The following is a 12,223-nucleotide window of genomic DNA, read 5'->3' on the forward strand; positions in this document are numbered from 1 at the left end:
CGACTATTCGTACCGCACGGGCGATGCCGACTGCTCTGCGGTGTCGGACGGCGCCTCGACCAGCCGGTTTCGGCCCCGGTCTTTGGCCTCGTAGACGGCCCGGTCGGCGCGGGCCAGAAGTTCGCGGGCAAAACCGCCCGCCGGGGTGCGGTCCGACCGTGACATCTCGGCGAATCCCGCCGAGGCGGTCAGCGTCGTGGGCGTACCCGCGAGCGGGCCCAGCGCGGCGATGCCGCTGCGCAGTTCTTCGGCGCTCCGCGTCCCGGTGCCGTCACTGTTGTCGGGACCGCGCCACAGCGCCGCGAACTCCTCGCCCCCGACCCGCGCCACCACGACGTCCTTGTCGACCGTGGCGCGCAGCAACCAGGTGCCGATCGCGCGTAACGCATCGTCGCCCGCCGGGTGGCCGTACCGATCGTTGAAGCCCTTGAAATCGTCCACGTCGAGCACCATCAGCGCCGCGTACCGGATCTCCGCCGCTGCTTCGAGCTCGTCGAGCGCCTCGTCGAAGGACCGCCGGTTGGCCAACCCGGTCAGCGGGTCAGTCCTGGTGAGTTCGTCCAGTTTCCGCTCATCGAGCCACGCCAGCCGCACCGACTGCTCGAGCTTGTAGGAGAACCGCAGGGTGACGGCGACCATGAAGATCGACGTGCCCACGGTGAGCAACCTGTTGCTGGTCCACGGGAACACCCACAGCTCGAGCGCCGAGACCCACAGCAGAATCGCCAGTACCGAAGGCGCCAGCAGCCGGAACCGGATCTTCACCACGCACAGGCTCAGCAGCACCGCCGTGGGCATCAGGTACGGCACAACGTCGTAGCCCTGCGGCAGCTGGATCACCCGCTCGTACATCTGTGCACTGGTGATGACGCCGACGGCCGCGACGTACGCGAGAGCGGAGAACCGGTAGAGCCGGGGCACCAAGGCGGTCACCGCGGCCAGCGTCGCCATCGGCATGATCCCGTAGACCAGCGTGTACACGCCCAGCGCCTGTGATTCGGGCGGCATCTTGAGCACGGTCTTGTACGACGACAACATCGCGATGCAGACAGCGTCCAGACCGAGCATGATCGCGGCCCGCGAGATGCGCCCCTGCCGGTCGTACAGCTTCTGGAACTCCGCTTCCTGATCGTGCGTCGGGATCGGCCGCGGCTCGCCGCCCGGCCGGGCCGGGACCGTCGCACCACGCCGGTTCCGGTCACGGCTCGCCGCGGCGGGCAGCTGCGGGTCTGCGACGACGAGGCGGTCGCGGCCGTCCCGCTTGGCCCGGTAGAGCGCCGAATCCGCGCGACGCAGCAGCTCGACGGAGCTGGTATTGGCCGGGTCGGGCTCGGGATCGTGCGCCAGGCCGGCCGAAGCGGTGACGACGCGCCCGTCTTCGCCGTGCCCGATCGCGAGAGCCGCGATTCCGGACCGGATCTCCTCGGCGCGGGTTGCCATGGTGGCCGCGCCCGTCGCACACCACACCGCGACGAACTCCTCGCCACCGAGGCGGGCGCAGAACTCATCCGCGCCGCTCAAGGACCCACCCAGATAGGCACCGACCCGGCGCAGGCAGTCATCACCGACCAGGTGACCGTTGCGGTCGTTGAAGGCCTTGAAGTCGTCGACGTCGAGCACCAGCACGGCCAGGCCCTGGTCTGTGCGCTGCGCGGCCTGCGCCACCCTCGTGAGCTGTTCGTCGAAGTAGCGCCGGTTCGGCACTCCGGTCAGCGAGTCGGTACGGGTCAGGCGGTCGAGCGTGCGGGCGCGCAGCCACCCGGTACGGGTCGACCGTTCAAGTTCGTAGGCCACGCTGAGCGCGACCGTCACCATCGCGGTCGACGCGGTGATGTCGAACAACTCGTTGCTCGTGGGCTCGAACGCCGAGAGCTCGGTCACCACGATCCCGGCAAGTCCGGCCAGAATCGCCGGAACCAGGAGCGCGAAGCGGATCTGCACGATGATGAGAGTCATCAGAATCCCGGCGGGCATGACGAGTGGCACGACGTCGAGACCATGCCGGATGCACGCGATGCGCAGCACCATCAGGCAGGCGACATCGATGTATACCGACGCGATGTAGAGCAGCGACGACCAGCGCTGCAGTGGGCTGCGGTCTCCGCTGAGCCAACGCAGCACCATGGGCACGACGACCGCCAGGAGTAGGGAACGCCCCAGCGGCATGACTTCGGGCGGCACCCGCAGCAGGGTGTGGTGGAAGGCAATGACCGCCGTGATCACGATCAGCAGGACGGCCCACATCTCGTGGCGGGATTTGCGGCCCAACTGGTTGAAGCTCGATCGGAACTCGGACTCGAGGGGTTCGCTGAAGCGAATGCCGTTGACCATCGCCGACCACACGGACTGCGCCACCCCCTTCGCGACGGCCTACCTGGCCAGCAGCCTACGTCGCGGCCTGCGCCGATCGAACCGAACCGGGGTGCGGAAAAAGCAACGGCGGGCGGGTTGCTGTGCAACCCGCCCGCCGGCGGTCTTTCTGCGTCGCTGGGATCAGCGCTGGTTGGTCTCCCAGCGCTGGTACCACGTCTTGCCCTGGTAGGGCAGGCCCGCGGCGACGATGAGAGCGAAGACGCCACCAACGTACAGAGCGAAATCCGACATTGCGTCCCTCCTTATGTCATCCGAATGCGGTGTAGCAAGCGGAAGTTCGCATCCCACGGTACGGGCCGGCGGGTCGAAAACAAGGGACTTGTAAGGCACGGAACAGGCCGGAAACGGCAGTGACCTGCTTCACTATTTGCGGCACAACGTAACGTGGACAAAGTGATTCGCAGCCGTGACGACGACGCCTGCCCCGGCGCCCTGCAGGTGCACCAGGCGGCCGACGGGAGCCTGGCCCGCATCCGCCTGGCCGGCGGCATGATCACCGCTGCGCAACTGGAGGCGCTGGCCCTCGCCGCACCCGAATTCGGTTCGCCGGCAATGGAACTGACCTCGCGCGGCAACATCCAGGTCCGCGGGATCCACGACGCCGCGGGGCTGGCCACGGCGGTCCGGGCGGCGGGTCTGCTGCCCTCGACCACGCACGAGCGCGTCCGCAACATCGTGGCGTCCCCGCTGTCGGGCCGCAGTGGCGGGCTGGGCGACGTCCGGGCCGCCGTGCACGACCTCGATTCCGGCTTGCAAAACCGCCCTGACCTGGCCGAACTGCCCGGCAGGTTCTGGTTCGGGATCGATGACGGCCGCGGAGATATCTCGGGCCTGGCCCCTGATGCGAGCACCCATCTCACCTCACCCGACACTGCCGCCGTGCTGGTGGCGGGCCGCGACACCGGGGTGCGCATCCCCGCCGTACGGGCCGCCGACACGCTGCTGAACCTGGCCGGCGCCTTTCTGAGAATTCGCGGGAACCGCTGGCGGACAAGCGAACTGGACAGCACCGACGAACTTCTGGCCGGCGCCGGACTACGGCCCAGCGCGCCGTCGGGCATGACGTGGCCGGCGGTCGACGCCCCGCCCGTCGGCTGGATCACGCAGGACGATGGCCGGATCACCTTGGGCGCCGCTGTCCCGCTGGGTGTGCTGCAGGCCCGTACCGCCGAGTTTGTGGCAGCGATCACCGCCCCCGTGGTGGTCACGCCATGGCGCTCGTTACTGATCTGTGACCTCGAAGAGGGCATCGCCGACACCTCCCTGCGGGTGCTGGCGCCCATGGGCCTGATCTTCGACGAGCACTCCCCGTGGCTGTCGATCAGCTCCTGCACCGGCAGCCCGGGGTGTGCCAAGTCACTGACCGATGTCCGCAGTGACGCCGCCGCGGCCGCGGAGTCGGGCGAACCGGGCGGCCGCCGGCATTTCGTCGGCTGCGAGCGCGCGTGCGGCAGTCCGGCCGTCGGCGAAGTGCTGGTGGCGACCAACTCGGGGTACGAACCGCGCCACCCGTAGGGTTATCGCGTGCTCGACTACGTCCGCGACGCTGCGGAGATCTACCGGCAGTCGTTCGCGACCATCCGCGCCGAGGCGGATCTGGCGCGATTTCCCGACGACGTGTCGCGCGTCGTCGTCCGGCTGATCCACACCTGCGGCCAGGTCGACGTCACCGAGCACGTCGCCTACACCGACGACGTGGTGACCCGCACGCACGCGGCACTGGCCGCCGGTGCCCCGATCCTGTGCGACTCGTCGATGGTGGCGGCGGGCATCACGCGCTCACGCCTGCCAGCGGACAACCAAGTGGTGTCACTGGTCGCCGACCCGGGTGCGCCCGCGATGGCCGAGAAGCTGGGCAGCACGCGGTCCGCGGCCGCCGTCGACCTGTGGGCCGACCGGCTCGGCGGTGCCGTGCTGGCCATCGGCAACGCGCCGACCGCGCTGTTCCGGCTGCTGGAGCTGCTGGACGAGGGTGCACCGGTGCCCGCCGCGGTGCTGGGCGGTCCCGTGGGCTTCGTCGGCTCGGCGCAGTCGAAGGACGAACTGATCGCGCGGCCGCGCGGCATGGATTATCTGGTGGTGACGGGGCGGCGTGGCGGTAGCGCCATGGCTGCCGCCGCGGTGAATGCGATTGCGAGTGATCGAGAATGAACGCCCTGGGCACCTTGTATGGCGTCGGCCTGGGCCCCGGTGACCCGGAGCTGGTGACGGTCAAGGCCGCGCGCCTGATCGGGGAGGCCGATGTGGTGGCTTACCACAGCGCGCGGCACGGCCACAGCATCGCGCGCCGCATCGCCGAACCGTATCTGCGGCCCGGCCAGATCGAGGAGCACCTCGTCTACCCCGTGACGACCGAGACCACGTCACACCCGGGTGGATACAACGGCGCCATCGAGGACTTCTACACCGAGGCCGCCGAGCGCATCGCCACCCACCTGGCGGCGGGCCGCAACGTCGCGCTGCTGGCCGAGGGCGACCCGCTGTTCTACAGCTCGTACATGCACATGCACACACGGCTCACCGAACGGTTCCACGCCGTCATCGTGCCGGGCGTGACATCGGTGAGCGCCGCGTCGGCGGCGATCTCGACGCCGTTGGTGCAGGGCGAACAGGTCCTCACCATCCTGCCCGGCACGCTGCCGGCCGGCGAGCTGCAGCGCCGCCTGGCCGACACCGACGCCGCAGTCGTGATGAAGTTGGGCCGCTCGTACCCGGCTGTGCGGCAGGCACTTTCGTCGGCCGGACGGCTGGACGAGGCGTTCTACGTGGAGCGCGCCAGCACCGAGGCGCAGCGGGTGCTGCCGGCCGCCGACGTCGACGAGACGACGGTGCCCTACTTCTCCATCGCGATCCTGCCGGGTTCACGTCGTGACGGCGGCAGCGGCGGAAGTGTTGTCGTGGTCGGGCTCGGCCCGGGCGACCCGGAGTGGACGACGACCCAGACCCGTCGCGAGCTGGCGGCCGCCACCGACCTGATCGGCTACGGACCGTATCTGGACCGTGTGCCCGAGCGTCCCGGCCAGCAGCGGCACCCGAGCGACAACACCGACGAACGCGCCCGCGCCGAGCTGGCCTGCAAGCTGGCCCAGCAGGGCCGGACGGTCGCCGTGGTGTCCTCAGGTGACCCCGGCGTGTTCGCGATGGCGACCGCCGTACTCGAGGAGGCGCGGCAATGGCCGGGCGTCGACGTCCGGGTGATCCCGGCGATGACCGCCGCGCAGGCCGTGGCCAGCCGGGTCGGCGCACCCCTCGGTCACGACTATGCGGTGATCTCGCTGTCCGACCGGCTCAAGCCGTGGGACATCATCGCCGCACGGATCACTGCCGCCGCCCGCGCCGACATGGTGCTCGCGATCTACAACCCGGCGTCGAAGACCCGCACCTGGCAGGTCGCCGCCATGCAGGATCTGCTGCTGGAATACCGGGATCCGAACACCCCCGTCATCATCGGTCGCGACGTCGCCGGACCGAACGAATCGGTGCAGGTGGTGCGGCTGGCCGACCTCAAGCCGGCCGAGATCGACATGCGCTGCCTGCTGATCATCGGGTCGTCGCAGACGGTGTGGCACACCACCCCTGAGGGCGACCGGGTGTTCACCCCGCGGTATTACCCCCACTGATTCGGTTGGGCCACTAGGGTTTCCGGACATGAGCGAAAGCCCTCGAGTCAGGCGCCTGGTCATGTACAAGCACGGCATGGCGCTGGTCGAACGCAGTGGCCCGGTCGACGGTGACTTCGCCCTGACGTTCCGCCACGCCCAGATGAAGGACGTGCTGAAGTCGCTTTCGGTGACGGGCACCGGTACCGAACTGGCCGTCGGGGCGGTGTCGTTCGACACCCCGACCGACCCGCACACCCAACTTGGTGGCCGTGGGGTCCAGATCGAGTCCGGCAACGCGCTGCGCGGACTGTTCGACGGGCTGCGGGGCCGGACCGTCGAAGTCGACTGTGGCGGCACCCGGCATCGGGGCGAGGTGATCGGGGTCGATGAATCCGCGAAGTATCGACAGGTGCTGGTCCTGCGCACCGACGCCGGCTCGGTCAGCCTGATCGAACTCGCCGACGTCGCCGCCGTGACGTTGGCGGAGGGACCGTCGCGCGACAACCTCGAGTATCTGCTGGACCGGTCCCGCGCGCTGACGGCGGGCCAGTACTGCCAGCTGGGCGTGCAGGTTCGGGGCAGCGGGAACGTGCAGGTGTCCTATGTGGTGCCGGCTCCGCTGTGGCGGCTGTCGTACCGCCTGGTGCGCGACGGTGACTCGCTGGTACTGACCGCGATGGGCATCGTGCACAACCCGGTCGACGAAGACCTCACCGACATCGCGTTGACCCTGACCACCGGCGAACCGGTCTCCTTCGATATCGACCTGTACGAGAGCAAGCACGCGCGTCGGGAGGTCGTCGAGGAGAGCCGCCGCGGCGCGACACCGGTGATCGCCGCGGCGAAGACCCGATCTCCGGCTGCGGCGGTGTCGATGGCACTGCCCGCTCCTGCCGGCGCGGGCTATTTCGATGCGTATGCCGATGCCGTCGACGATGTCGAAACTGCGGACCGCGGTGAGTATTTCGAGTACCGGCTGAGTACTTCGGTGTCGCTCAAGCGCGGCGGCGCTTCGATGATCCCGCTGGCGGTACAGGCCGTCGACGGTGTCCGGCGCGAGTTGGTCTGGACCGGCGGTGACCACTCCCCCGAGATCGTGCTCGTCTTCACCAACACCGCGGGCATCGTGCTCGAGGAGGGCCCTGCCGTCATCTACGAGCAGGACTCCTATGCCGGTGAAGCGATGGTGCCCTTCACCGCGCGCGACGCGAAGGTGCGGCTGCCGTTCGCGAAAGACCTTGCGGTGCACTGCCGGCACACCTCGACGGTCAGCGACGTCACCGCCCGCATCCGCCTTGCCCGCGCCGCCCTGGTACACGAACAGCGCCGCGAGAGACTCCACACACTGCGGGTCGAGAACGACCATGCCGAACCGGCCGACGTGATCTTCGAACTCCCCCGCGTTCACGGGCGCCGCGTCGAGCCGCGGGACAACGTCACCGCGATTGCCGACGACGGGACCAACCACCGGATCACCGTCACCGCGCCGGGCCACGAGGCCGTCGAAGCCACGGTGCTGGAGAGCTGGCCGCTGTCGAGCGAGATCGACTACGAGCACCTTGCACCGGGCCAACTCGAGGAGTGGCTGGCCGACCGGTCCCTCGACGAGGCCACCATCACCGCGCTCGGCGATGTCCTGGACAAGTGGGCGGCCGCAGAGCGGCTGGAGTCGAGCGCCGATCAGGTCCAGGCCGCGCGCTCGGGTGACTACGAGGCGCAGAGCCGAATCTCGGAGCAGCTCAACGTGCTCGGTACCGACGGGCCGGAAGGCGAGCTGCGACGCCGGCTCATCGTGGACCTGGAGGCGCTACGGGACCGCAGCACCGAGCAGGGCGACAAGGTCCGTCAGCTCCGCGACGATGCGGAAGCGCACCGGCAGGCCGCCTGGGACGAACTCCAGCGCCTCATCGGCGCGCCCTGACCCACGCTTCGGCATCGTCGACGGTGGCGGCTGTCACCACGGCGCCCGGCAGCGCCGGCCGGTCGACCATGATTACCGGAATCTTCAGCGCCGCGGCAGCGTCCAACTTCGCGCGCGTCATGCCACCGCCGCTGTTCTTCGTGACCAGGGCGTCGATGCGGTGGTCACGCAGCAGCGTCAACTCGTTGTCATAGTCGTACGGGCCGCGGGACAGCAGGATGTGGTGATGTGGCGGCAGGGTGTCGGCCTCCGGCGGCGTGACGGCGCGGATCAGGAACCACGCGTCGGATGCACGGAAAGCCGGCGTGCCCGAGCGTCCCGTGGTGAGGAAGACCCGTTGGTAGCCATGATCTTCGACGGTCTGTGCGGCCTGGCGGTCATCGGCCACCACGATGGCGTCACCGTGCGGCCAGGCCGGCCGGGCCAGGACCAGGTGTGGCAGCCGCAGGCCGGCGCAGGCCTGGGCGGCATTGGCGGTGATGTTGGCGGCGAACGGGTGCGTGGCATCGACGACGGCGGTGATCTCGTTGTCCTGCAGGTACGTTCGCAGGCCGTCGACGCCACCGAAGCCGCCGATCCGAACCGGGCCGACCGGCAGCGCCGGGTCGGGGACGCGGCCGGCCAGGGAACTGATCAGCTCGACGTCGGGGTGCAGCCGCTTGGCCAGTGCCCGCGCCTCGGACGTGCCGCCCAGGAGCAGCAGCTTCATCAGTGGGTGGCCCCGCGGCGGCGGCCGCTGGAATACAGGTAACTCTCTGCAAAACCCTGAGCGCCCAGGGCATCTCCGACGAAGATCACCGCCGTCTTGGTGATACCCGCCGCCTTGGTCCGCTCGGCCAGCTCGGACAGCGCGCACGTGATGACCTGTTCGGTCGGCCAGCTGACGAAAGCCACCACGGCGCACGGGGTTTCCGGACAGTACCCGCCCTCGAGCAGCTGCGGGACGATGTTGTCGATCTGCGCGGCCGCCAGGTGCAGCACCAGGGTGGCGCCGGGCTTGGACAGGGCCACCAAATCCTCGCCGTCGGGCATCGCGGTCGACAGCGTCGCCACCCGGGACAGCGTGACGGTCTGGGCCACGCCGGGGACCGTGAGCTCACGCCCGAGCGCCGCCGCAGCTGCGGCGAAAGCCGGTACGCCAGGGACGATTTCATAGTCGATGCCAAGCTCGTTCAGCCGACGGCACTGCTCCGCCACCGCGCTGTAGATCGAGGGGTCCCCCGAGTGCAGCCGTGCCACGTCGAGTCCCGCCTCGTGCGCGGCGACCAACTCGCCGATGATCTGCTCGAGGTTGAGCGGTCCGGTGTCGACGACGCGCGCATCCGGCGGGCATTCCGCAAGGAGGTCGTCGGGCATGATCGATCCGGCGTACAGGCAGACCTGGCATGACCGCAGCAGCCGCTGCCCGCGCACGGTGATGAGATCGGCGGCGCCGGGCCCCGCGCCGATGAAGTACACCGTCATTCCTTGACCACCGTCCACTGGGTTATCGGCAATGCCGGGCGCCAACCGGTGAAGCCGCCGATCGGTTCGCCGTGATAGTGCTGGAAACGGCGAAGGTCGCCACCCAGCTTTGAATAGAGCTGCACCACAAAGGCTTCCGATTCTGCTGTCACCGCATTGGCGACCAGCCGGCCGCCGGATTCGAGCGCGTCGAAGCAGGCGTCGAACAGCCCCGGCTGGGTCAGCCCGCCACCGATGAAGATGGCGTCCGGGCCTGGCACGTCCTGGAACCCGTCCGGCGCCGCGCCGCGCACGTCCACGGTGACGCCGAACTTGGTGACGTTTTTGACGATCCGCTCGCGGCGCGCGTCGTCGCGTTCGAACGCAACAGCCCGGCCACCCGACGCCCGGCACCATTCGATCGCGATGCTGCCCGACCCCGAACCGATGTCCCACAGCACCCGGCCGGGGTGCGGCTGCAGCGCGGTCAGCACCAGCGCGCGAATGGTCTGTTTGGTGATCTGCCCGTCGTGGTCGAAGGCGCTGTCCGCCAACACCGCCCCGATACGCAGGTCGGGGACGTACCGCACGGCAATGACATTGAGCGCGTCGACATGCGGGGCCTGGGTGTCCCACTCCTGGGCAGTCATGGTGGTGATACGTTCAGCCGCGCCGCCGAGCTGTTCCAGGACGGTGAATTCCGAATGGCCGCGCCGGGTTTCGGTGAGCAGCCGGGCCAGTGCCCGCGGGGTGTCGGCGCCCTTGGACAGCACGACCGCCTGCCCGCCTGGCCGCAGCGCGGTGTGGGGTGCGGCATTGACGAGGCTGATGACCTCGGTGTCCTGGACGCTCCAGCCCAGTCGCGCGCACGCCAGGGTCACCGAGGACACGTGCGGCACTACCGTCACGCGATGGCGACCGAACAGCCGGCTCAGGGTGGCACCGATGCCGTGGAGCATCGGGTCGCCGGAGGCCACCGCGTGGACGTCCCCCAGCCCGTCGAACAACGTCGGCAGCGCCGCCAGCATCGGTGACGGCCACGCCCGGCGCTCGGCGGTGACGTCCGCGTCCAGCAGGTCCAGTTGCCGAGGACCGCCGAAAATGACTGTGGCGCTGAGTAGTTCGTCGCGGGCGGCACGGCCGAGCCCGGCCATGCCATCGGCACCGATACCGACGACGGTGATCCTGCCTCCGTTCCCGGTCATCTGTGTCCTCGGCTCTTCACGCAAGCGCTCATCTGTGTCCCCGGCTCTTCACGCAAGCGCTCATCTGTGTCCCCGGCTCTTCGCGCAAGCGCTCATCGCGGCATCTTCCGCCAGATCGCCTTCGGCACAAAACGAGTCGCAAAGATCAGCGGCCGGATACCCCACGGTACCCACACGGCGGACTTGCCCTTACGCAGCGCCGCCGCGGCAGCCTCGGCGACCTGCGCCGGCGTGCTCGACATCGGTGCCGGGTCCATGCCCTCGGTCATCCGGCCGATCACGAAGCCGGGCCGCACGATGAGCAAGTGGATGCCCGTGCCGTGCAGCGCATCGGCCAACCCGCAGGCGAAGCCGTCCAGGCCCGCCTTGGCCGACCCGTAGACGTAGTTGGCCCGGCGGACCCGCGCCCCGGCGATCGAGGAGAACACCACCAGCCGTCCTCGACCAGCGGCGCGCATGCGCTGTGTGAGCAGGGTCAGCAGGTTCACCTGGGCCACGTAGTCGGTGTGTACGACAGCCACCGCGTGCGCGGCGTCGTCTTCGGCCCGGGCCTGGTCACCGAGGACACCGAAGGCCAGGACCGCGGTGCCGATGCGCCCGTGTTCGGCTTCGATCGCACTGACCAGCGCGGCGTGCGACGCCAGGTCGTCGGCATCGAACTCGCAGGTCTGCACCTTGGCGGCGCCTGCCGCGCTGACTGCCTGCACCTCGTCGGTCAGCTGATCGGCCCGGCGCGCGGCGAGCACCACGGTGTTGCCCGGCGCCAGCCGGGTGGCCAGTTCCAGGCCGATCTCGCTGCGGCCGCCGAAGATGACGACCACCTCGCCGCTCGTATCCGCCGTGTCGTTCACGGCTGCGATTATCACCTGCGCTACTTTTGATCACGATGGCGAAGGCAACGACACGGCTCACCAGTGACGCGCTGGCATTCCTCACCGAGCGTCATCTGGCGATGCTGACCACCCTGCGGTCGGACAATTCCCCGCACGTCGTGGCTGTCGGTTTCACCTTTGACCCGAAGACCCACATCGCGCGCGTCATCACCACCGGCGGCTCGCAGAAGGCGCTCAACGCGGCGCAGCGTGGCGTCGCCGTGCTCAGCCAGGTCGACGGCGCGCGCTGGCTGTCCCTCGAAGGCAAGTCGACCGTCAGCAACGACGCCGACGATGTCCGCGACGCCGAACTGCGCTACGCCCAGCGCTACCGCACGCCGCGGGTGAACCCCCGCCGCGTCGTGATCGAGGTCCGGGTCGAGCGCGTCCTCGGCTCCAGCGAGCTGCTGGACCGCGGCGAGGCGTAGTCAACTTTTCAGGTTCTTCTCCGGCGACCTGCCGATCGTGGTGACGGTTCGACTCCCACAATCCGACACGCAATCGCTCTGCGGATAACGGTTCCCGGGCGGCGGAGTGGGCTGGTCCGCGGTCGGCTGACATCCAGGCGTGCGGTATCTGTGGCGCGGCTTGCTTCCGCGCCACTGGGCGTCATCCAGCCCCGTTGACGCCGGATCAGTTTGCGGGACTGTCACTTTCGCCGCCATCAGCGTCGCCGCGCTCTGTCGGGTAGAGCGTGGGGCGGTGGTGGTGGTTGGTGCGTGGTTGGCCGACATCTAAGAGTGGTGGTGGGTTCCAGTGGGTGCGGCCGTCGGGGCCCATGGTGGTGGTCCAGCCGCCGGTGTCGGC

At 69.3% G+C, this 12,223-nt stretch carries 10 protein-coding genes; 5 read left to right on the forward strand and 5 right to left on the reverse strand.

Annotated features, from left to right (window positions below; all coding sequences use genetic code 11):
- Window positions 1–3 precede the first annotated feature (3 nt).
- Entirely contained in the window at window positions 4–2,355 is a 2,352-nt protein-coding gene (locus QRN63_RS11625) for a GGDEF domain-containing protein (RefSeq protein ID WP_285030880.1), read from the reverse strand.
- 411 nt (window positions 2,356–2,766) lie between these two features.
- Here QRN63_RS11625 and cobG point away from each other — a divergent pair, with 411 nt between their 5' ends.
- From cobG to QRN63_RS11645, 4 genes are read left to right on the forward strand one after another with little or no spacing between them, the layout of a single operon-like run.
- Window positions 2,767–3,888: a precorrin-3B synthase gene (cobG, locus tag QRN63_RS11630; RefSeq protein WP_285030882.1), complete on the forward strand. Its 1,122-nt coding sequence runs from the start codon at window positions 2,767–2,769 to the stop codon at window positions 3,886–3,888.
- Window positions 3,889–3,897: 9 nt separating this feature from the next.
- Window positions 3,898–4,524 carry a precorrin-8X methylmutase gene (locus QRN63_RS11635; protein ID WP_285030883.1) on the forward strand — a complete coding sequence of 209 codons (627 nt, stop codon included), beginning with the start codon at window positions 3,898–3,900 and terminating at the stop codon, window positions 4,522–4,524.
- Window positions 4,521–5,993 carry a precorrin-2 C(20)-methyltransferase gene (locus QRN63_RS11640; RefSeq protein ID WP_267317938.1) on the forward strand — a complete coding sequence of 491 codons (1,473 nt, stop codon included), beginning with the start codon at window positions 4,521–4,523 and terminating at the stop codon, window positions 5,991–5,993. The genes QRN63_RS11635 and QRN63_RS11640 overlap by 4 nt, the downstream gene beginning before the upstream one ends.
- Before the next feature lie 28 nt (window positions 5,994–6,021).
- On the forward strand, window positions 6,022–7,896 hold the full coding sequence (locus tag QRN63_RS11645) for a hypothetical protein (protein WP_285030885.1): 1,875 nt from the start codon (window positions 6,022–6,024) through the stop codon (window positions 7,894–7,896).
- Here the strand turns inward: QRN63_RS11645 and QRN63_RS11650 are convergent.
- The 4 genes from QRN63_RS11650 to dprE2 form a co-directional block, all read right to left on the reverse strand.
- Entirely contained in the window at window positions 7,880–8,605 is a 726-nt protein-coding gene (locus QRN63_RS11650; RefSeq protein ID WP_285030886.1) for a cobalt-precorrin-6A reductase, read from the reverse strand. The two genes, QRN63_RS11645 and QRN63_RS11650, sit on opposite strands and share 17 nt — an antisense overlap.
- A complete protein-coding gene (gene cobM / locus QRN63_RS11655) occupies window positions 8,605–9,360 on the reverse strand; it encodes a precorrin-4 C(11)-methyltransferase (RefSeq protein WP_267317941.1) in 756 nt (251 codons plus the stop codon). The genes QRN63_RS11650 and cobM overlap by 1 nt, the downstream gene beginning before the upstream one ends.
- Window positions 9,357–10,544 carry a precorrin-6y C5,15-methyltransferase (decarboxylating) subunit CbiE gene (gene cbiE, locus QRN63_RS11660; protein ID WP_285030887.1) on the reverse strand — a complete coding sequence of 396 codons (1,188 nt, stop codon included), beginning with the start codon at window positions 10,542–10,544 and terminating at the stop codon, window positions 9,357–9,359. The genes cobM and cbiE overlap by 4 nt, the downstream gene beginning before the upstream one ends.
- Window positions 10,545–10,636: 92 nt before the next feature.
- Window positions 10,637–11,395 carry a decaprenylphospho-beta-D-erythro-pentofuranosid-2-ulose 2-reductase gene (dprE2, locus tag QRN63_RS11665; protein WP_285030888.1) on the reverse strand — a complete coding sequence of 253 codons (759 nt, stop codon included), beginning with the start codon at window positions 11,393–11,395 and terminating at the stop codon, window positions 10,637–10,639.
- A gap of 35 nt (window positions 11,396–11,430) precedes the next feature.
- Here dprE2 and QRN63_RS11670 point away from each other — a divergent pair, with 35 nt between their 5' ends.
- Window positions 11,431–11,844 carry a F420-dependent biliverdin reductase gene (locus tag QRN63_RS11670; RefSeq protein ID WP_061002402.1) on the forward strand — a complete coding sequence of 138 codons (414 nt, stop codon included), beginning with the start codon at window positions 11,431–11,433 and terminating at the stop codon, window positions 11,842–11,844.
- Window positions 11,845–12,223 lie beyond the last annotated feature (379 nt).

Source organism: Mycolicibacterium sp. lyk4-40-TYG-92, from assembly GCF_030209435.1.
Classification (GTDB): Bacteria; Actinomycetota; Actinomycetes; order Mycobacteriales; family Mycobacteriaceae; genus Mycobacterium.